This is a genomic window from Pseudomonas sp. GW822-FHT05A08 (assembly GCF_058800485.1).
Genome location: NZ_CM179511.1, coordinates 3,080,761 through 3,099,494 on the forward strand (window position 1 = coordinate 3,080,761; position 18,734 = coordinate 3,099,494).

19 protein-coding genes are annotated in these 18,734 nt (G+C 64.7%); 11 read left to right on the forward strand and 8 right to left on the reverse strand.

Going from position 1 to position 18,734, the window contains the following annotated elements:
- Window positions 1-54 precede the first annotated feature (54 nt).
- Complete coding sequence (locus AC3RCP_RS13890; RefSeq protein ID WP_101337692.1) at window positions 55-393, reverse strand: hypothetical protein; 339 nt, start codon at window positions 391-393, stop codon at window positions 55-57.
- A gap of 486 nt (window positions 394-879) precedes the next feature.
- On the opposite strand from AC3RCP_RS13890, the gene AC3RCP_RS13895 reads away from it, so the two are divergent.
- Both AC3RCP_RS13895 and AC3RCP_RS13900 read left to right on the forward strand, forming a co-directional pair.
- Complete coding sequence (locus tag AC3RCP_RS13895; RefSeq protein ID WP_492570033.1) at window positions 880-2,625, forward strand: SulP family inorganic anion transporter; 1,746 nt, start codon at window positions 880-882, stop codon at window positions 2,623-2,625.
- 55 nt (window positions 2,626-2,680) lie between these two features.
- The gene (locus AC3RCP_RS13900) at window positions 2,681-3,073 is read left to right on the forward strand and encodes a GFA family protein (RefSeq protein ID WP_101337694.1); all 393 of its coding nucleotides are present in this window, start codon (window positions 2,681-2,683) and stop codon (window positions 3,071-3,073) included.
- A gap of 12 nt (window positions 3,074-3,085) precedes the next feature.
- Here the strand turns inward: AC3RCP_RS13900 and AC3RCP_RS13905 are convergent, their stop codons facing one another.
- The gene (locus AC3RCP_RS13905) at window positions 3,086-4,114 is read right to left on the reverse strand and encodes a sterol desaturase family protein (protein WP_492570471.1); all 1,029 of its coding nucleotides are present in this window, start codon (window positions 4,112-4,114) and stop codon (window positions 3,086-3,088) included.
- Between the two features lie 172 nt (window positions 4,115-4,286).
- On the opposite strand from AC3RCP_RS13905, the gene AC3RCP_RS13910 reads away from it, so the two are divergent.
- The 7 genes from AC3RCP_RS13910 to AC3RCP_RS13940 all read left to right on the forward strand — a co-directional run bounded on the left by AC3RCP_RS13910 (window position 4,287) and on the right by AC3RCP_RS13940 (window position 11,280).
- A complete protein-coding gene (locus AC3RCP_RS13910; protein ID WP_101337695.1) occupies window positions 4,287-5,201 on the forward strand; it encodes a helix-turn-helix domain-containing protein in 915 nt (304 codons plus the stop codon).
- Window positions 5,202-5,268: 67 nt separating this feature from the next.
- Window positions 5,269-5,919 (forward strand): 2Fe-2S iron-sulfur cluster-binding protein, encoded by a 651-nt coding sequence (locus AC3RCP_RS13915; RefSeq protein ID WP_101337696.1) that lies wholly within the window; start codon window positions 5,269-5,271, stop codon window positions 5,917-5,919.
- A gap of 4 nt (window positions 5,920-5,923) precedes the next feature.
- Window positions 5,924-6,919 carry an FAD binding domain-containing protein gene (locus AC3RCP_RS13920; protein ID WP_101337697.1) on the forward strand — a complete coding sequence of 332 codons (996 nt, stop codon included), beginning with the start codon at window positions 5,924-5,926 and terminating at the stop codon, window positions 6,917-6,919.
- Window positions 6,916-9,168, forward strand: a complete 2,253-nt coding sequence (locus AC3RCP_RS13925) for a molybdopterin cofactor-binding domain-containing protein (protein ID WP_492570036.1) — start codon at window positions 6,916-6,918, stop codon at window positions 9,166-9,168. The genes AC3RCP_RS13920 and AC3RCP_RS13925 overlap by 4 nt, the downstream gene beginning before the upstream one ends.
- A 119-nt stretch (window positions 9,169-9,287) precedes the next feature.
- Window positions 9,288-9,908 carry a LysE family translocator gene (locus AC3RCP_RS13930; RefSeq protein ID WP_007931942.1) on the forward strand — a complete coding sequence of 207 codons (621 nt, stop codon included), beginning with the start codon at window positions 9,288-9,290 and terminating at the stop codon, window positions 9,906-9,908.
- A 137-nt stretch (window positions 9,909-10,045) separates the two neighbouring features.
- Window positions 10,046-10,666, forward strand: a complete 621-nt coding sequence (locus tag AC3RCP_RS13935; protein ID WP_101337700.1) for a LysE family translocator — start codon at window positions 10,046-10,048, stop codon at window positions 10,664-10,666.
- A gap of 152 nt (window positions 10,667-10,818) precedes the next feature.
- The gene (locus AC3RCP_RS13940; protein WP_492570039.1) at window positions 10,819-11,280 is read left to right on the forward strand and encodes a GNAT family N-acetyltransferase; all 462 of its coding nucleotides are present in this window, start codon (window positions 10,819-10,821) and stop codon (window positions 11,278-11,280) included.
- A 92-nt stretch (window positions 11,281-11,372) separates the two neighbouring features.
- On the opposite strand, the gene AC3RCP_RS13945 is transcribed toward AC3RCP_RS13940, so the two are convergent.
- The 3 genes from AC3RCP_RS13945 to AC3RCP_RS13955 all read right to left on the reverse strand — a co-directional run bounded on the left by AC3RCP_RS13945 (window position 11,373) and on the right by AC3RCP_RS13955 (window position 13,338).
- Window positions 11,373-11,855 carry a GNAT family N-acetyltransferase gene (locus AC3RCP_RS13945; RefSeq protein ID WP_101339423.1) on the reverse strand — a complete coding sequence of 161 codons (483 nt, stop codon included), beginning with the start codon at window positions 11,853-11,855 and terminating at the stop codon, window positions 11,373-11,375.
- Between the two features lie 166 nt (window positions 11,856-12,021).
- Window positions 12,022-12,981: an HlyD family secretion protein gene (locus AC3RCP_RS13950; protein WP_007931928.1), complete on the reverse strand. Its 960-nt coding sequence runs from the start codon at window positions 12,979-12,981 to the stop codon at window positions 12,022-12,024.
- A gap of 3 nt (window positions 12,982-12,984) precedes the next feature.
- A complete protein-coding gene (locus AC3RCP_RS13955; protein ID WP_150050673.1) occupies window positions 12,985-13,338 on the reverse strand; it encodes a DUF3302 domain-containing protein in 354 nt (117 codons plus the stop codon).
- 233 nt (window positions 13,339-13,571) lie between these two features.
- On the opposite strand from AC3RCP_RS13955, the gene AC3RCP_RS13960 reads away from it, so the two are divergent.
- The gene (locus tag AC3RCP_RS13960; protein ID WP_492570042.1) at window positions 13,572-14,774 is read left to right on the forward strand and encodes a PrpF domain-containing protein; all 1,203 of its coding nucleotides are present in this window, start codon (window positions 13,572-13,574) and stop codon (window positions 14,772-14,774) included.
- Window positions 14,775-14,806: 32 nt separating this feature from the next.
- Here AC3RCP_RS13960 and AC3RCP_RS13965 read toward each other — a convergent pair whose 3' ends face one another.
- Window positions 14,807-15,748: an AraC family transcriptional regulator gene (locus AC3RCP_RS13965; RefSeq protein WP_492570044.1), complete on the reverse strand. Its 942-nt coding sequence runs from the start codon at window positions 15,746-15,748 to the stop codon at window positions 14,807-14,809.
- 171 nt (window positions 15,749-15,919) lie between these two features.
- Between AC3RCP_RS13965 and AC3RCP_RS13970 the strand changes: the two genes are divergently transcribed.
- Window positions 15,920-16,618 (forward strand): alpha/beta hydrolase, encoded by a 699-nt coding sequence (locus tag AC3RCP_RS13970; protein WP_492570046.1) that lies wholly within the window; start codon window positions 15,920-15,922, stop codon window positions 16,616-16,618.
- Between the two features lie 44 nt (window positions 16,619-16,662).
- On the opposite strand, the gene AC3RCP_RS13975 is transcribed toward AC3RCP_RS13970, so the two are convergent.
- Both AC3RCP_RS13975 and AC3RCP_RS13980 read right to left on the reverse strand, forming a co-directional pair.
- Window positions 16,663-17,787 carry an endonuclease/exonuclease/phosphatase family protein gene (locus AC3RCP_RS13975; protein WP_492570048.1) on the reverse strand — a complete coding sequence of 375 codons (1,125 nt, stop codon included), beginning with the start codon at window positions 17,785-17,787 and terminating at the stop codon, window positions 16,663-16,665.
- Between the two features lie 271 nt (window positions 17,788-18,058).
- The gene (locus tag AC3RCP_RS13980) at window positions 18,059-18,676 is read right to left on the reverse strand and encodes a cupin domain-containing protein (protein WP_007931910.1); all 618 of its coding nucleotides are present in this window, start codon (window positions 18,674-18,676) and stop codon (window positions 18,059-18,061) included.
- Window positions 18,677-18,734: the final 58 nt, after the last annotated feature.

An 18,734-nucleotide genomic window follows, 5' to 3' on the forward strand; every position in this document is an offset into this window, starting at 1 on the left:
TTCGATCTGATATGTGTCAGGCAGGGCCTGACACATATCCCTCTGTTTTGACTATTAACAGGCTATGGATTTTGCACCCTCGATATACTCTTCAACCGAGTTGGTGGCAGAGTGGACTCTTATGCCTTTGAGCTTACCCAGTGGCGGGTTTTCCCAGTACTCCGATGCGGTGATGGGGTAGACGGGGAGTATGGAAACTCCCTGAGGCGGGTCAGCAACGAAGTCAAAGTCTTGAATCCCGTCTTTCGGGAAGTCGATGTAAAACCGCGGTTGCAATCTTGGGTTGGTCCAGCCCGGAGAGCCCACCAGGCCATGGGCCAATATATGCAGCTGTGGTGGGTTGGACTTGAGCAGTGACAGGTGGATGTCCAAAACTTTCATTATGCTAGCCATCTTCGATCTCCTTTCGATGAGTGCGCCTCTTTTCACCTCGGCGCTCGGGTGTAAAACCCTCTAGCTGAAAGCCTGATACGTTTCAGAATGTCCCTTGGCAGGCAAGAAGTGTCATGTGCACTTCCTGGATGGTTCTCTCCTTGAGTACCGGGAGGAACGAGTAGGCGAACACGCTACTGTTCGAAAAGGAGTACGGCATGGACAGTGAACTCAGGCCCGTTAAAACCGGTTCGGCTGCTGTTGGGTAGACACTAGTAAAGGAGCCTGCCAGCTGCCAGGCCCGATCATCGGATACCGCAGATGGTTGGGCGCCACCCGCGCAAGCGTTTCGCCAGGAGGCAACCGCGGTGCCTGCTAAACCAGGGGAGGTTCGATACGCCGCAATTTTATTGAAAAGAAAACCGACTCTGCTTATCTCTCATCCAGGGCACGAGGTTTCGTGCCCGGCATATCCCTACGTCAAAGCCCCTGCTCAAAGGTACCTCCATGCTGCTCGCTCGTTGGCTGCCAGGCTTGGCCAATCTCCTGCAATACCGCCGCGAATGGTTCAGGTACGACCTGCAGGCCGGTTTGTCGGTGGCCGCCGTACAAATCCCGATTGCCATCGCCTACGCCCAGATCGTCGGGCTACCGCCCCAGTACGGCTTGTATGCCTGTGTGCTGCCGATGATGGTCTATGCCCTGGTGGGCAGTTCGCGGCAGTTGATGGTCGGGCCGGATGCGGCCACCTGCGCCATGGTCGCCGGTGCGATCGCGCCCCTGGCGCTGGGCGATCCCGAGCGCCTGGCGCAGTTGGCGGTGATTGTCACGGTGCTGGTCGGCCTGATGCTGATCGGCGCCGGCATCGCCCGAGCGGGGTTTATTGCCAGCTTTTTCTCGCGGCCGATCCTGATCGGCTATCTGAACGGCATCGGCCTGAGCCTGCTGGCCGGGCAACTGGGCAAGGTGCTGGGCTACAAGATCGAAGGCGACGGTTTCATTCTCAGCCTGCTGAACATGCTGCAGCGGCTTGGCGAAACCCATTGGCCGACCCTGGCCATCGGGGCGGGCGCCCTGGCGCTGCTGATCTGGTTGCCGCGGCGCTTTGCCAGGTTGCCGGCAGCGCTGGTGACGGTGGCCATCGCCACCTTGTGCGTCGGGGTGCTGCGCCTGGACCGCTACGGGGTCTCGGTACTGGGGCCGATCCCTTCGGGCATGCCGCAGTTGAGCTGGCCCGAGACCAACCTGAGCGAACTGAAACGGCTGCTGCGCGATGCGCTGGCGATCGCCACGGTGAGTTTTTGCAGTGCGATGCTGACGGCCCGCAGCTTCGCCGCGAGGAACGGTTATACGGTCAATGCCAACCATGAGTTCCTGGCGCTGGGGGTGTCCAATATCGCTGCCGGGGTCTCCAGCGGTTTCGCCATCAGCGGCGCCGATTCGCGCACGGCGGTCAACAGCATGGTGGGCGGCAAGAGCCAGTTGGTGGGGATCATCGCCGCCCTGGTGATTGCCCTGATCCTGCTGTTCTTCACCGCGCCCATGGCCTGGATCCCCCAGGCGGCGCTGGGGGCGGTGCTGTTGATGGCCGGCTGGGGGCTGATCGACATCCAGGCGATGCGGGTCATCCGCAAGCTCAGCCGTTTCGAGTTCTGGCTCTGTGTGCTGACCACCCTGGGGGTGATTGGCGTGGGGGTGCTGCCGGGCATCATCGTCGCGGTGCTGCTGGCGATCCTGCGGTTGCTCAAAAGCATCTATCAGCCCACCGACGCGGTGCTGGGCTGGGTGCGCGGGATCGAAGGCCAGGTCGATATCAGCCAATATCCGCAGGCGCGCACACTGGCGGGGCTGGTGGTGTATCGCTTCGATGACGCGATCCTGTTTTTCAACGCCGACTACTTCAAGGCGCGCCTGCTGGAGGCGGTCGAACGCGAGCCCGAGCCCCGCGCCGTGCTGTTGGTCGCCGAGGCGGTGACTTCGATCGACGTCAGCGGCATCGTGGCCCTCAGGGAGGTGCGCGACACCCTGCTGGCCCGCGGCATCATCCTGGGCATTGCCCGGCCGCACGGGGCATTCCTGCGGATGCTGGTGCGTTCAGGCCTGGCGCGCGAGCTGGAGCAGGGATTGTTGTTCCCCTCGGTACGCGCCGGCATCCGCGCTTATCGGGTCTGGCGCAATCAGTTGCAGCGCAAGGCGCAGACAGAGGAGCCTCGGGCCGGCAGCCTGCCAGCGCCCGCCAAGCCGGCGCCATGACTGGACGCGGCCCTGGCCAGCCACCACCAACGCTTGACCCAAGAGGAGGTACGGCATGCAACGATTCACTGGCGGTTGCCTGTGCGGCAAGGTGCGGCTCGTGGCGTCGGGGCCGCCATACCGGGTCGGTTTGTGCCACTGCTTCGACTGCCGCAAGCACCATGGCGCGCTGTTCCATGCCTCGGCGATCTTCCCCGAGGACGCGGTGACCGTCGAGGGCGAAACCCGCGACTACGCCGGGCGGTATTTCTGCCCGCACTGCGGCTCGTCGGTGTTCGCCCGCAGCGCCGACGAAATCGAAGTGAACCTGGGTGCCCTGGATGCCCCCGACCAACTCAAGCCCACCTATGAAAGCTGGACTATTCGTCGCGAGTCCTGGCTGCCGGCGTTTCCACTCGCCAGGCGCTACGAGCGCGACCGCGATGCCAGCAGTCGCTTCGAGCAATAGCTGTCGCCCCGGCTATGACCAGGGCGTCTCGGGCGTCACCCCGCGCGGGCGTTTCGCCAGGAGCTTGCGGGCGGTGTCGACGAAGGGCGTGACGATCAGGCTGTAGACCGTCAGGTAACGCCGCTGGTCCCGCTCGTCGGTGCCGAAGCGCAGCGGCTCGGGTGTCGAGGAGGTGACGTAGAGCGTGCCGAACATCCAGTCCCAGAGGGACAGGTTGGTGCCGAAGTTGCGGTTGAAGTGACGGGGCGCGTCACTGTGATGGATCTGGTGCTGGGCCGGGCTGTTCAACACATGCTCCAGCCGCGGGCCGAACGACAGCCAGACATGGCTGTGCCGCAGATTGGCCGCCAGGCTGTTGAAGATGAATATCAGGTAGGTCACGCCGAACAGGGTGTAGCGGCCGATCTCGCCGCCGCAGGCATACCAGACGCAGCCGGCGTAAAGGCCCAGGCCGAGGCTGATGCTCAGCTTCTCGACGATCTTTTCCACGAAGTGCACCCGGCTCGCCGTCGCCGGCACCAGCACCGGCGCCGAGTGATGGACTTTGTGGAAGGCCCACAGCCAGCGCGAGTGAAATGCCCGGTGCGCCCAGTAATGGAGGAAGTCCTTGAGCAGGAACACCCCCAGCCCGTAGAGCAGCGCCAGCCCCAGGTTCTGGCCCAGGCGCGGGCGCTCGCCCCAGAGGTTGCTGAAAAAGGCCAGGTAGTCCCCGGAGCGCAGGATGTAAGGGTCGACCAGATGGACGATGGGCAACACCAGCGCAACCTTGAGGATGGCGCGCACGAAGTAGTAGCGGTAATCCAGCAGCGCCGAGGGATGCAGGTGCACCCGGCCGCCGCCGAGGAATTGCCAGAACGAGCGGGCGTGGCTCAAGCCGCGGCGCTTTCGGAAACGGAACAGGCCATAGGCCACGCCGTAGGACACGCACAGGAACAGGACCCCGAGCCGGCCGTTCAGATTGAAAATGCCGAGAAATTGCGCGGTGACAGGGGCGATTACCCACTCGGTCAGGTGCTTGTAGACAAGCGACAGGGCATCCACGAATCGCCAGCCTCTGAGCCAGAAAAAAAGAATGGCATTGTAAATCAGTTCGGTTTGGCCGGGCAGGGTGGCGCGACAAGCAGGCAAGGTGCCCCGCGCGCCATCCGCCTGGAACTGGCCGCGACTGTTGGAGTACGCTGGCCGTTCGCTGTATTCCAGAGGTGCCTGGCTCATGACCCTGTTACGGGAATCCGCAAACCTGTTGCTGCAACCTCGGGTGGGCGCGGGCTGCATCCGCGCGCGCGGCGCCGAGGGCGCGGTCCTGCAGTCGGCGTCGCTGTTCGACGGCCTGGTGACCATCGATCATCGTCGCTGGGCCTGCCGCGAAGCCGAGCTCAGCTGGACGGCGCCGCAGCACGTGGTGATCCTCACGGAGCGCGGGGCAACGGCAAAGACTCATATCCGCAGCAGTTCAACGCTCACCTACGAAGGCTGCGACCGCCCCGGGTCGATCAGCTTCGTGCCGGCCGGCGTCGAGCGCCAGGGCTATTTTCGCGATGCCGACCTGATCTATACCGCCCTGTGGATCGACACTGCCCTGGATTTTCCCGGCTGCCCGCGGCTGGCTGAATTGCCCATGCGCATCAACAGCGGCGATGGGGTGATCCATTCGCTGCTCGCCGCCCTCAGCGCCGAGATGGCCGGCGGGCATGTCCCGGAAGCCAGCTACATAGAGCATCTGGTGGCGCTGGTGGGGCTGCGCCTGGGCCGGGTCGATACCGGTAGCGCTGGCAGCGGACGGCTGGGGCCTCAACTGCTCAAGCGCTTGAGCGACTACGTCGATGCACGAATCGAAGGCAGCATCTCGCTGACCGAACTGGCGCGGATCGCCGGCATGCCCGTGGACACCTTCGCCCGGCATTTCAAGGCCGAAACCGGCATGGCGCCCTATGCCTATGTGATCGAGCGCCGGGTGCGCCGCGCCGAAAGCCTGCTGCGGGCCGGCAGCATGCCGATCAGCGCTATGGCGCTGGAGCTGGGGTTCTCCAGCCAGAGCCACTTCACCTCGACCTTCCGGCGGATCATCGGGACCACCCCGAACAGCTACCGCCAGCAGGCGTCCAGAATCCTGACAAGCTCGTCCTGATACCTGAAAGAACGGCGCCGCGCCCTTGGCGATACTCGCGTCCAGCCGTTCATTTCAGGAGAGCACCATGCAAGACCTGGATTCACCGCGTCCGTCGCGCCGCGCGCTGCTGCAAGCCGGGGCCGCCGCCAGCCTGCTCTGGGTGGGGGGCAGCGGCGCGCTGGCCCAACCCGCCCCGACGCCGCCCAGCCCCGCCCGCCCATTGCCGTCCCAGGCGATCACCCTACGCATCAATGCCAGCGACCAGTTGCTGGACCTCGACCCACGCACCACCTTGCTCGACGCGCTGCGTCATCAACTGGGCATGACCGGCTCGAAGAAGGGCTGCGACCACGGCCAGTGCGGCGCCTGCACGGTGCTGGTGAATGGCCGCCGGATCAACGCCTGCCTGAGCCTGGCGGTGATGCATGACGGCGACGAAATCACCACCATCGAGGGGCTGGCCAATGGCGATCTGCTACACCCCCTGCAAGCCGCCTTTATCGCCCGCGACGCCTTCCAGTGCGGCTACTGCACGCCGGGGCAGATCTGCTCGGCGGTCGGCATGCTCCAGGAAGTGCGCGCCGGCTGGCCGAGCCATGTCACCGACGACCTGACAGGCCCGCCCGCCGGCCTGAGCGACAGCGAGATCCGTGAACGCATGAGCGGCAATCTGTGCCGCTGCGCGGCCTATCCGAATATCGTCGCCGCCATCCGCGACGCCGCCGAGGAGGCCTGAACCGATGATGCCTTTCAGCTATGCGCGTGCGAGCGATGTGCAGCAGGCGGTCAGCCTGATGGCCGCGCAGCCAGGGGCGCGCTTTATCGCCGGTGGCACCAACCTGATCGACCTGATGAAGCTGGGCATCGAGCGGCCCAGCCACCTGATCGATATCAGCCGCTTGCCCCTGGCCGCGATCGAGGACAGCGCCGAGGGTGGCCTGCGTATCGGCGCCCAGGTGTGCAACAGCGACCTGGCCGCCGACAGCCGGGTCCGCGAGCGCTACCCGCTGCTGTCCCAGGCGCTGCTGGCAGGTGCGTCGGGGCAGATCCGCAACAAGGCCTCGACCGCCGGCAACCTGTTGCAACGCACGCGCTGCCCGTACTTCTACGACCCGGGCATGGCCTGCAACAAGCGCGAGCCTGGCAGCGGTTGTTCGGCCTTGCAGGGGCACAACCGCATGCACGCGATTCTCGGCGCCAGCGAGTTGTGTATTGCGGCGCATCCCTCGGACATGGCGGTGGCCATGGTCGCCCTGGAGGCGCGGGTGGAGACCCTCCTGCCCGACGGCCAGCGCCGCTCCCTGGCCCTGGATGAGCTATACCGCTTGCCCGGGACCACGCCCGAGCTCGAAACCCGACTGGCCCATGGCGAGATGATCGAGGCCATCACGTTGCCGCCGCCACTCCCGGGACGGCAGCTGTATCGTAAGGTGCGGGATCGCGCTTCCTATGCCTTCGCTTTGGTCTCCGTGGCGCTGGTGCTCGAAGTCCGCGCGGGGCAGGTGCGCACGGTCCGCGTGGCCCTCGGCGGCGTCGCCCCCAAACCCTGGCGGGCCACAGCAGCGGAGCAGGTGTTGCTCGGCCAGCCATCCGATATGGCGGTTTACCAGCGCGCCGCCGAGGCCGCCCTGGCCGGCGCGCGCGGGCAGGGCGGCAACGATTTCAAGATCCCCCTGGCCAAACGCACCCTGCGCCAGATGCTGGCCAGTGCGACTCAAGAGCGAGCATTGGCATGAGCACATCAGGACCCACCCCATCCGCCGCCAACGGCCCCATCGGCCAACCGCTGGACCGGGTCGACGGCCGACTGAAGGTCACCGGCCGCGCGACCTACGCCTACGAGCAGCGGGAAATGGGCGACACCGCCTATGGCTACATCCTCGGCGCGACCATCTCCCGGGGCCGCATCAGCGCGATCGACACCCGCGAGGCCGAACGCACGCCGGGCGTGCTCTATGTCATGACCCATCGCAACGCACCGGCCCAGGCGGCATTCGGCCCGGCGGTGACGCCGACCACGGGCGAGGTGTTCACCCGGGCCCGGCCGGTGTTGGCGAGCGACGCTGTGCGCTACTACGACGAACCGGTGGCGCTGGTGGTGGCCTCGACCTTCGAGGCCGCGCGCGCGGCGGCTCGGCTGATTCGCGTGCGCTACTCGTCGGAGCAGGGCGACTTCGACCTTGCTTCCCGCCTGGCCCAGGCCTACATCCCGCCGCGGACCAACGCCGGCTTCCAGACCGACAGTGCCATCGGCGATTTTGAATCGGGGTTCGCCAATGCGCCGGTCAAGCTCGACAGCACCTACAGCACCCCGTACCAAAGCCACGTGCCAATGGAGCCCCATGCCTCTATCGCCGCCTGGTCCGGGGACGAGCTGACCCTCTACACCTCGGCGCAAACCCTGGCGAACTTCCGTAGCGGCCTGGCCAACACCCTGGGCATCGCGCCCGAGCGCGTGCGTATCGTCAGCCCTTACATAGGCGGGGGCTTCGGCGCCAAGCTGATTATCCATCCCGACGCGGTGCTGGCGGCGTTGGCCGCCCGGGTACTCAAGCGCCCGGTGAAGGTGGCCCTGACCCGCCAGCAGATGTTCGCCAACGCCGGTTATCGCCCGGCCATGCAGCACCGGGTAAGGCTGGCGGCGGACAGCAGCGGCAAGCTGACGGCCCTGGGGCACGACGTCTGGTCGAGCACTTCGCGTTTCGAAGAGTTCTGCGAGCAGACCGCGGTGTTTGCCCGCTCGCTGTATGCCGCGCCGAATCGCCTGACGCGCCATCGGCTGGTGCCGGTGGATCTCAATCGCGGCGAGTGGATGCGCTCGCCGGGCGAAGCGCCGGGCATGCTCGCCTTCGAGAGCGCCATGGACGAGCTGGCCGAACGCCTGGGCCTGGACCCCATCGAACTGCGGGTGCGCAATGAGCCGGAGTTGGACCCCGAACTCGGCGTGCCGTTTGCCTCGCGCAACCTGCTGGCCTGCATGCGCACCGGTGCCGAACGCTTCGGCTGGAGCCGCCGCAAGCCTAAGCCCGGCAGCGTGCGCGAGGGCCGCAAGTTGATCGGCATGGGCATGGCCGCGTCGATCCGGCCCAATTACCTGGGGTTGTCCAGGGCCCAGGTGAGCCTGGGTCCGACAGGTCGGGTGCTGGTGCGCCTGGACATGACCGATATCGGCACCGGCACCTACACCATCCTGACCCAGGTCGCCGCCCACAGCCTGGGGGTGCCAATGTCGGCGGTGCAGGTGCAACTGGGAGACAGCCGCTTCCCGCAGACTTCGGGCTCCGGCGGCTCCTGGGGAGCGGCCAGTTCCGGCTCGGCGGTGGAGGCCGCCTGCCAGGCCCTGAAGCAGCGGATCATCCAGGCCGCCGGCGCGCCTTACAACCAGGCGCCGGTACGCTTCGCCGACGGCCGTATCAGCACCGGCGAGCGCTCGGAGCGCCTCAGCGATCTGCTGCTGCGAGTGGCTCCCACGGGGTTGCAGGCCGAAGGCAGCGTCGGGCCGATGGGGGAGGACTACAAGCAGTTTTCCCAGCATTCCAACGGCGCGCACTTCGTCGAAGTCGCGGTGGACATCGACACCGGCGAAGTCCGCCTGCGGCGCATGCTCGCGGTGATCGGCGCCGGGCGCATCCTCAACCCCAAGACCGCGCGCTCGCAGATCCTCGGCGGCATGGCCTGGGGCGTCGGTGCGGCCCTGATGGAGCAGACCCTGCTGGACACCCGCCACGGCCATTTCGTCAACCACGACCTGGCCGAGTACCTGGTGCCGGTCAATGGCGATATCGCGGCGATGGATGTGCTGTTTCTCGAAGAGCCCGATCCCAGGGCCAACGCCCTGGGCATCAAGGGCCTTGGCGAGCTGGGTGTGTGCGGGGCCGGGGCGGCTGTAGCCAATGCCGTCTACAACGCCACTGGCATCCGGGTGCGTGAGTTTCCGCTGACCCTGGACAAGCTGCTGCCCGGGCTTGCGGCCCTGGAGGAGTAGGCGCAGCCTGCATCGACAAAAATTCTCGACGGCATGCCCTGGATTGGGCGAGGCTTGTGGGCCCGCAACCGCCCGGTTGGCGGGTGTGGAACTCAAGCCATCAGCCGACGGACACCTCCATGAACCTTGCCACCCTGATGCTCTTCCTCCCGGCCTGTTTCGCCCTGAACATGGCGCCTGGGCCGAACAACCTGCTGTCGATCCGCAATGCCACTACCTATGGCTTTCGCGTCTCCTGCCTGGCGGGAGTAGGGCGGCTGGCGGCCTTTGCCCTGATGATCGCCCTGGCGGCGACCGGGCTGGCGGTGGTGCTGCAAGCTTCGGAGCTGCTGTTTCACGGGATCAAGATTCTGGGGGCTGGCTACCTGCTGTACCTGGCGTACCAGCTGTGGACGGCGGATACCCAGGTCGAAGCCGAGAACAAGACCGCGCCACTGGGCCTGCTGGCCTTGGCCCGGCAGGAATTCCTGATTGCTATCGGCAATCCGAAAGCCATCCTTATTTTCACCGCCTTCCTGCCGCAGTTCGTCGACCCGCAAGCCCCGGTTCCCGCCCAATTCCTGGTGCTCGGCGCACTGTTCCTGGCCCTGGAATGGATCGCCATCAGCGCCTACGCCTACATGGGCCTGCACCTGCGCCGCTGGTTCGCCGAGCCACGGGGCAAGAAGCTCTTCAACCGCTGCTGCGCGGCGTTGTTGTCGGCGGCGGCTTCGGTGTTGCTGTTGGCGCGGCGGGCTTAGTTTTGGCCGGCGGGAATAGGGCGGTTTGTAGTCAGGGGCTGATGGGCCAGGTGCAGGAAGGGATGCGCGTCGGCATGAATTTCAATCGGCCGCCTTTCAAGGATAATCTTTCGCCTACCTCTGGCTGAGACTCACCTATGCCTTTCCTCGACAACCTTATTGCCTTCACGTTTGCCGCGACACTGTTGACCCTGACGCCCGGCCTCGACACCGCCCTGGTATTGCGAACGGCCACTGTGGAAGGAAAGCAGCAGGCTTTACGCGCGGCCCTTGGCATCAGTGCGGGCTGCCTGTCGTGGGGCGCCGCCGTGGCTTTTGGACTGGGGGCACTGATTGCCGTGTCAGAGCTGGCGTTCAATGTCTTGAAATACTGCGGTGCGGCCTATCTGGCCTGGCTCGGGCTCAACATGCTGTTGCGGCCCCGCCAATCATTGTCCCCTGCCGGCGGCACTGACAATACAACGACGAACTGGTTCTTCAAGGGGATGATGGGCAATGTCCTGAACCCCAAGATCGGTATTTTCTACGTCTCTTTCCTCCCCCAATTCATTCCGCAAGGCCAGCCATTGATTACCTGGACGTTTGGCCTTGTCGGCATTCACGTCGCCATCGGATTGCTCTGGTCGATCATCCTGATTGGCGCGACCCAGCCGCTGGCCAAAATGTTGCGCAGGGAGAAGGTGATTACCTGGATGGATCGCGCCACTGGCATGATTTTCGTGCTGTTCGCGGCTCGTCTTGCCTTCAGTAAACGGTAGGTTTTGAGGCCGTTCGGTGGTCATGTCCGTGATGGCGACGAATATCGGCAGTCAAGGCGAAAAGGGCTAGCGAAGCCGCATTTTCGGCGTTCGCTTGCCAGTCGCCGTGACTGGCGGCTTCTGGCCGATACCCACCCACACAAGGATATCGAGTGGTTATGTCAACGGACGAACTGGCGATACGCCAGATCTCAGCGCTTTCTCCGCAAGTCCTGGCACTGGAAGCGGAGGCAGTTGCGGACGGTTTCAGGTTTCTCACGCGTTTGGTCGCAGAGTGGGAGAACGGTTCGAATCGGTTCGATCAACCGGGTGAGTGCCTGTTGGGCGCCTTCCGCAGCGGGCAACTGATTGCCATCGGTGGCCTTACTCGTGACCCCTATGCCGGGCCGGATATCGGCAGGCTACGGAGGGTATACGTTGCGCGTGCAGCAAGGGGCCGGAATGCGGGCAAAGCCCTGGTGCAGCGGCTTTTGGAACACGCGGCTCAGCGATTTTGTGTGGTGCGCCTATCCACGGATACACCACAGGGAGCCGCGTTTTACCTGCGCTGCGGGTTCCAGCAGATACAGGATGATTTTGCTACGCACGCAAAGTCATTGGCCGATGCCACATAACCAGGTCATTGGAGGGCAGATGGGGTGGCGTAGCCGGTCAACGGCGAAGAGTGAAGGTTTTGCAGGCTTGCACAGCCTTGCAGCAGGGGACATCAGCGCGATAGGCCCATCGTCGGAATGCACTGACGAACATAGTAATTATCGAATTCAGCGCTTTCGATGAAGTGGAAACCATGGCGGGTATAAAAACGATTCGAAGCGCTGCCTTTGAGGGCACCCACTCTAATAGGGAGCCCAGACACATCCGCCTCTTTGAAAATCTGGGCGAGAACAGCAGAGCCTATTCCTGATCCCTGCGCGCTCGGTCTCACATACAAGTGGTCGAGCAAGAGTTCATTGTCCCGGTGCTTGACCACGACAAAACCAACCCTCTCTCCAGATACCTCGATGTAGCGTGTATTGCGGGCTTCAAACCCGCTAAGAAAGCGTTCGCGTGCGCGCACTGGATCAAATCGCCCAACCCGCTCCAGGCTTTCGCGCATGGCCTCGATTCGAATGGCTACAAGATTGTCCAAGTCGCTTTGTTGAGCCAAGACCAAAATGACCTGGGAATTTTTATCGGCTGTGGCGGGCATCATTTGCGCTCTGACTGTCATTCAGGGAAGCCAGTATAGAGAGAAGGGAAACAAGCGGCCCACCCGCTTTTTCTGTCGAGGCCAACAGGCGAAAGCAGCCACTCGACCGGTAGTGAAATCAAGCCGGACTTGCAACGCACCAAGCATCAGGCCCGATCCCGGCTCATCAATGGAACGGAAAGATGTAGTTCATCCAGGCCGACATGCGCAGGAGGATCTTGCGCATGATCGCCACATGGTGGAAGTGCTGGCTATAGAGCGCCGCCTGGCCATAGGCGCCACCGGGCATGAGTCTGGCGTAGGGCAGGTAGTCCGGGTCGGTGATTTCAATGACCACTGGCACCCGCCCCGGCGGCGGTGAGCCGGTGTAGCTCAGCAGGGTGCCGGACGGCTGGACCTGTCCTTCGCCGATCACCGTGATGACATTCTTCACCCGGCCCTTGAAGACGCGGCCGGGGATACCGTCGAACGCCACTTCCGCCTCGTCCCCCGGGACCAGGCGCAGCAGGCTGTTCTGGCGCATCCAGGCAGAGAAGTAATGGCCCTCGTCGGGAATGAACACCATCGACGGGCGCAGCGGCAGCTTGCTCGCCATCATTCCCGGGCGCAGCGACACATGGGTGACGAAGCCTTTGCTCGGGGCGCGGACCACGGTGCTGTCCAGCTCGAACTGGGCGTTGTCGATCTGAGCCTGCAGGTCGTCGACCCGGGCAATCGCGGCTTCCTGCTCACGGCGGGTGCCGAAGTTGCGCCTGATCAACTCGTTGATCCGGTACAGGTCGCCCCGCGCCGCTGTCTGCTGGGCCTTGAGCGACTTGAGGCGGTTCTCGAAAGGCTCGGGGTCGATGCGAAACAGCACGTCGCCCGGCTCCAGCGGCGTGTTGCCCTGGACCGGCACCTCGATCACCCGGCCGGTAACGACCGGGATCACGGGCACCGAGACGAAGTAGGAGCGCGCCACTTCCGAATAGGGGTGGTTGTAGTTCATCAGGAAAATCAGCGCGCCGATCAAGACCACGCCGCCCAGCACGGCGGTGGGCACCGTCCATTTGTTCAGCGGGATACGGAAGATCTTGAAGATGGCCACGCAGATGGCGGTGTAGGTCAGGATCAGTAGCAGGTCCATGGGTCACAGCTTCCCTTCCGGACGGGGCCCGGTCCGGGATTGTCCTTCCAGTCGCTCGATCCGCTGTCGCAGCTCGGCCAGTTCTTGGGCCAGATCTCTTTCGGCCTGCATCCGCGCCTTGTCGGTCGCGAAACCCCAGCCCCGGTCCTCGCGGTACAACATGGCCCAGATCCACAGGAACGGCCACAGGGCATGGAGCGTGAACAGACTGACCCAGCCTGCCGCGTGAATGGCGTCCTGATGTGGATGGTTCCGATGGACGGCAATTTCGTAGGGAATGTCGTGCAGAACGATGATTCCGTAGAACAGGATTATTCCGGCGAAGACAAGCATGCCCAGCGCAATCTGATCGAGCATGATTCGCCTCCCGGAAGCCTTCAGCTCGCACGCAACCGCTTATGAAGCACCTTGGTCAGCCACGGCCATGGGACAGCCCGATGGCGCGGGCCTTACGCAATCCATACTAGTTCAAGTTCGTTCATCTGCCTGGCTGCCCTGCAGGGCGCGCACGGCCCTGGACCTGGAAAGCTGCGCTCGCCCAGGCCGCGGTTTATGATCGCTGCCTGTCGTCCATCACTGCGAGCCCGATCATGCCTTTTGAACTGGACCTTCCCGAAATCCGCGCCGGCATCGTTGAATTCCCTGTCTGGCATGCGCGCGGTGGTACCTCCACCGGTGTGATCCTGGCTCGCGAAACCCTGCCCGAGGACCCGTTGCTGGTCGAAGAGCTCTTGCGCCACCTGATGGGGGTGCCGTTGAGCGGCGAGCTGCCGGGCAATAACCAGATCACCGGCCTGGGCCGTGGCGGGCCCACCAGCAACAAGGTGTTCATCGCCGAGCGCCAGCCTGGCGAGGCGCGGATGGTCAGCACCCTGGCGCAGCTGGCGGCGGGTAAAAGCGCGATCGACTGGAGCGTCAACTGCGGCAACATGTCGGCGGCCTTGCCTCTGTACGCCCTGGAGCGTGGCTGGCTGAGCGCGGACGAGGACAGCGCGCAGATCGAGATCTTCAATAGCAATACCCAGACCACCATGCTCGCGCGCCTGGCGTTCCGCGACGGTCGCCTGCTGAGCGATACGCGCATTCCCGGGGTCAATGGTGTGTTCCCCGGGGTCGACCTGTTTCTCAGCGACCCGGTGGGAGCCAAGACTGGCCAGCTGTTCCCCACCGGGCAACGCATCGACCTGCTCAATGGCGTGCGCGCCACCTGCCTCGACGTGGCGGTGCCAATGGTCATCGTCCAGGCCGCGGACCTGGGCAAGACCGGCCTGGAAACCCCGGCGCAACTGGACGCCGATGCCGACTTCAAGGCCCGGTTGATTGGCTTGATGGTCGAGGGCGGCCTGCGCATGCAACTGCGCAACCGCAGTGGCGCCTTGATGAGCGCCGATGAATTGCAACGCAGCGAAACCCTGCCGAAGATCTGCATCGTCAGCCCGGCCCAGGGCGCGGGCGATATCAACACCCGGTATTTCACCCCGCAAAACGCCCACCCTTCATTGGCCGTCTCCGGTGGCTGCTGCCTGGCCGCCGCCTGCCTGGCGCCAGGCACCGTGGCCCATGAACTGCTCAAGGCGCCCAAGCCCCTGGGCGCCACCACGGCGGAATACCCGGTGTCGATCGAAAACCCGGCGGGGGTGCTGGACACCTTGATCACCGCGCGCGAGGAGGGTGGCTCGATGCGTATCGACGCGGCCGCCTACCGGCGCAGCGCGCAGATCCTGCTCAAGGGTCGGGTGCCGTTGTACAACGCTTCGGCGGCGTTGTTCGAGGCGTTGCAAGGGCGCGGCTGAACCCCGGACCGGAAAGGTGGCAGCAAATCCGCTCAACCCCGTGAGCGATATTCGCTGGGGGCGACCCCGAACTCGCGGCGAAAGGCCCGGCTGAAGGCGGCTTCGGATTCATAACCCAGCTGTTCGGCGATCCGTGAAATGCGCAGGCTGGAGGTCTGCAAGCGCTGACTGGCCAGTTGCATGCGCCAGTGCATCAGGTAACGCATCGGCGATTGGCCCACCAGGCGGGTGAAGCGTTGCGCCAGGTTGGAGCGCGACTGGTTGACCAGGCCGGCCAGGCGCTCGACGCTCCACGCCGCGCCCGGTTCGGCGTGCAGCAGCGCCAGCGCCTGGCCGACCAGCGGGTCGCGCAGGGCGGCGATCCAGCCGCTGATGCCTTGCGGGGCGTGGGCCAGCCAATGGCGCACGGCCCAGATGAACATCAGGTCGATGATCCGCGACAGCATGATGCTGCTGCCGATCGACGGGTTGCGCACTTCTTTTTGCATCGCCGCCACCGTCAGCGACAGCCATTCACGGGAGCCGATCAGGTCGCTCGGGTCCTCGCCCTGGCAGCTGACTTGCAGCACCCCGGGCAAACCCTGGCTCAAGGCCTGGCCGCACCCGCCCTCGAACCGGAAGACTCCGCTGGTGATGCGCGCTGGCAGGTCCGGGCTGGCATCCGCAGCGCTGTGCAGTTGATGAGCCTGGCCGTGGGGCACGAACAGGATGTCCCCGGGCATCAGGCTGGTGGTTTGGTTATTGCCGTCGAGCCTGAGCTGGCAGCCGGCGTCCTGGATCACATGGAAGCAGGCGCCGCCCGCCGCTCGCTGCAGCAGCTGGCCGGGTTGCAGCAGCGTCTCGCCCAGCAGCTCGCCATGCATCCGCGCCAGGCTGAACACTTCGAAAAACACATCGGCGGCCGGGTGCCGGAGGTCGGCTGGCGGGGTGGCTGGGGGCAGGTGTCTCTGCACAGTCTTCGGCTTTTCGGTCATGGTCGGTCGACACCGTCCCCTTCGATAATGAGCGTGCCCGAGCATAAGCCAGCACGGGGGAGGGCGTCTCCTGCCTGTCACTTGACGAGCGACCTGCCTCGCAATGCCCAGGGCCCGGCAGTACCGCCGCCATCGGCGAGCGGTCTTTATCCAGACAGAGGATTCAAGCTCATGAGTGGTCAGCCTACGATTGTGTTGGTGCACGGTTTTTGGGGCGATGCGGCCCATTGGAGCAAGGTGATCATCGAGCTGGCGCGCAAGGGTTACAGCGCGATCCGCGCGGTGGAGATGCCCTTGACGTCGCTGGCCGATGACGTCGAGCGCACCCGCAAGATGATTGCCCAGGTCGATGGCCCGGTGTTGCTGGTGGGGCATTCCTACGGCGGCGCGGTGATTACCGAAGTGGGCGACCAGCCCAACGTGGTCGGGCTGGTGTATATCGCCGCCTTCGCCCCGGATGCCGGGGAAAGCCCGGGCTCGATCACCCAGCAGCACCTGCCCGCGGCGGCGGCCAACCTCGAGCCCGACAGCGATGGCTATCTGTGGCTCAAGCCGCAGGCCTTCCATGAGAGTTTTTGCCAGGACCTGGGCGCCGACGAAGCGCTGGTCATGGCGGTGACCCAGAAGGCGCCGCTGGCCAGCACCTTCGGCGATACCATCAGTGCGCCGGCCTGGAAGAAAAAACCGTCCTGGTACCAGATATCCAGCGACGACCGCATGATCCATCCACGCAACCAGCAAATGATGGCGGCCCGGCTCAACCCACAAAAGACCCTCACCCTGGCCAGTTCCCATGCCTCGCTGGCCTCGCGGGCGGCGCAGGTCGCGGCCTTTATCCACGAGGCCGCCAGCGCCACCGTCAAGGGCTGACCAGGCCACCCCTCAGGCCCCGCTCGCGAGCGGGGCCTTGCGGCCTATAGGTCCAGGTCGACCCACACCGCCGCGTGATCCGAGCCGGCGTTTTCCTTCTTGTCCAGCTGCGGGTAGACCTCCCAGCGCTTGGGCTGGCTGCCCGGCCACATGCCCTTGCGCCAGACACCGCCGGCGGTGACGGTGGCGAACAGCGCGGGGGAGAGCAGCAGGTAGTCGATCTTGTTCGCCGCTTTGCAGGTGTCGAAGGTGCCGGGGTAACCGCCGTCGTCGAAGGCCGGATGGACGAAGGCATCCTTCAGGTCGGTACCCTTGAGCAAGGGCTCCAGCGGCGCGCTGTCCGGGGTGTCGTTGAAGTCGCCGACCACCGCGATATAGGCCTCGCCCTGGGCCACCAGCGCCTGGTAGATGAGCTTGATCCGCTCGGCCTGGGCCAGGCGTTTTTTCGCCGAGGCCGCAAGGCCGCCGAAGCCTTTGCTCTTGAGGTGGTTGACCAGGACGATCAGCTGCTTGTCCTTCTGTTTTCCAGAAGGCAGCGGGATATGAAACTGCGCGCAATCGCGGGAAAAGATCAGCTCGCCGTTGGCCGCGGTGTCGTCGACATGGCTGCGCAGCTGGCCGATGGGGTAGCCTGCGGCGGTCATCAGGCCGACATCGATGCCCCGCGTATCGTTGCCGTCGATCAGCATCACATGCCGGTACAGCGGGCCACCCAGGGCGCCGATGATTTCCGTGTTGAAGTCGCGCAGGGCCGGGCGGCTTTCCGCCTCGACCACCGCCAGCACATCGGCGTGCAGGTCGATCATCACCCGCGCGGTATTGCGCATCGCTTCCAGGTCCACCGGGGCCTCGATCAGCTCCAGCGAACCGACCCACTCGGTGCGGCCGTTGGCGACAATCTCCAGGCCGCCGGCCTTGGGCCGCTTGACCAGGCTGCCGCGGTTTTGCCGCAGGATTACAAACGGGCCCTTGTCCGACTTGCTCAGGCCCAGTTCGGTCAGCAGCTTGACCATCTGCGCCTTGTCCTGGTCGGTGTAGATGGGCTCGCCCAGCAGTTGGTTGAGCCTGGCGAAACGCTCCAGCACCGGCTTGCCTTCGGCCCAGCCTTCCAGGTTCATGGCCTTGGCGCGGTTGAACAGGTTTTCAACGTTGTAGGACGCGAGTCTCATCGGGCTCTTCCTTTGCGTGGGGCGGACGTCAATGCGCATTACAACCGATAAAAATGACCGAATGCCGACAGGCCGGGTTTGGGCACCGAGGGGTAAGTGGCGCCGGGCGGCCCCGGCTATTACGGCCGCTTCGGCTTCAGGGCCCCGGACGGGTTGCTGCTGCCGGGTGTGCCGGCCGAATATTTTCAGGCATTGCCCTTTGACGGAAGCAGCCCTTGGGGCGAAGGCCGTTTCCATGCCGGGTTTGGCGCCAAAGGGTAAAGGCTGGGGCCTAGAAGGTCGGCGGGGTAATCACCCAGATCACCAGCGCGTCGACCTCGCCGGGATTGCCATAACGGTGGGGTTCCTGGCTGGAGAAGCTGAAGCTGTCGCCTTCGTTGAGCTGGAAGTAGCGCTCGCCGACCCACAGCTCGAAGCTCCCGGACAGCAGATAACCGGCTTCTTCCCCCTCATGGCTGTAGCTTTGCTGGCTGTAGGTGCCGGGCGGAAAGCGCGAGTGGAGGATTTCCAGCTGGCGGTTGGGCTGCGGGCTCAGCAACTGGTCGACGATGCCGTCTTCGTAATGCACGCTCAGGCGGCTGTTCTTGCGTACGACGTAGCCGCTGTCTTCAGGCGCGGTGCTGGCTTCGCTGGCGAAGAACCACTGGATGGTCACGCCCAGGCTGCGGGCGATATTGAACAGCGCGGGAATGGACGGGTAGGCCAGGTTGCGTTCCAGCTGGCTGATATAGCCGGCCGTCAGTTCGCTCATCCGGGCCAGGGTGGCCAGGGTCATACCGCGGCGCTTGCGCAGGCCGCGAATCCGCGTGCCGAGAAAGTGTGGCGCTGCCGCACCGCTCGCTGGCGTGGGCGCGCTGCTGGCAGGCGGCGTCGTGCTGCTGTTGCTCATGGCGTGTTCCGAACCGGGAAGGGTGGGCGCGTCGCCGCGCCCGCCTGAAGGCCTCGGA

Excerpts from the sequence above, each read along its gene's own strand:
- AC3RCP_RS13935 (WP_101337700.1), top strand. The coding sequence starts at position 10,046 with ATGCCTTTCCTCGACAACCTTATTGCCTTCACGTTTGCCGCGACACTG.
- AC3RCP_RS13900 (WP_101337694.1), top strand. The coding sequence starts at position 2,681 with ATGCAACGATTCACTGGCGGTTGCCTGTGCGGCAAGGTGCGGCTCGTG.
- AC3RCP_RS13925 (WP_492570036.1), top strand. The coding sequence starts at position 6,916 with ATGAGCACATCAGGACCCACCCCATCCGCCGCCAACGGCCCCATCGGC.
- AC3RCP_RS13955 (WP_150050673.1), bottom strand. The coding sequence starts at position 13,338 with ATGCTCGATCAGATTGCGCTGGGCATGCTTGTCTTCGCCGGAATAATC.
- AC3RCP_RS13975 (WP_492570048.1), bottom strand. The coding sequence starts at position 17,787 with ATGAGACTCGCGTCCTACAACGTTGAAAACCTGTTCAACCGCGCCAAG.
- AC3RCP_RS13895 (WP_492570033.1), top strand. The coding sequence starts at position 880 with ATGCTGCTCGCTCGTTGGCTGCCAGGCTTGGCCAATCTCCTGCAATAC.
- AC3RCP_RS13915 (WP_101337696.1), top strand. The coding sequence starts at position 5,269 with ATGCAAGACCTGGATTCACCGCGTCCGTCGCGCCGCGCGCTGCTGCAA.
- AC3RCP_RS13920 (WP_101337697.1), top strand. The coding sequence starts at position 5,924 with ATGATGCCTTTCAGCTATGCGCGTGCGAGCGATGTGCAGCAGGCGGTC.
- AC3RCP_RS13945 (WP_101339423.1), bottom strand. The coding sequence starts at position 11,855 with ATGCCCGCCACAGCCGATAAAAATTCCCAGGTCATTTTGGTCTTGGCT.
- AC3RCP_RS13930 (WP_007931942.1), top strand. The coding sequence starts at position 9,288 with ATGAACCTTGCCACCCTGATGCTCTTCCTCCCGGCCTGTTTCGCCCTG.
- AC3RCP_RS13960 (WP_492570042.1), top strand. The coding sequence starts at position 13,572 with ATGCCTTTTGAACTGGACCTTCCCGAAATCCGCGCCGGCATCGTTGAA.
- AC3RCP_RS13980 (WP_007931910.1), bottom strand. The coding sequence starts at position 18,676 with ATGAGCAACAGCAGCACGACGCCGCCTGCCAGCAGCGCGCCCACGCCA.
- AC3RCP_RS13970 (WP_492570046.1), top strand. The coding sequence starts at position 15,920 with ATGAGTGGTCAGCCTACGATTGTGTTGGTGCACGGTTTTTGGGGCGAT.
- AC3RCP_RS13910 (WP_101337695.1), top strand. The coding sequence starts at position 4,287 with ATGACCCTGTTACGGGAATCCGCAAACCTGTTGCTGCAACCTCGGGTG.
- AC3RCP_RS13890 (WP_101337692.1), bottom strand. The coding sequence starts at position 393 with ATGGCTAGCATAATGAAAGTTTTGGACATCCACCTGTCACTGCTCAAG.
- AC3RCP_RS13950 (WP_007931928.1), bottom strand. The coding sequence starts at position 12,981 with ATGGACCTGCTACTGATCCTGACCTACACCGCCATCTGCGTGGCCATC.
- AC3RCP_RS13965 (WP_492570044.1), bottom strand. The coding sequence starts at position 15,748 with ATGACCGAAAAGCCGAAGACTGTGCAGAGACACCTGCCCCCAGCCACC.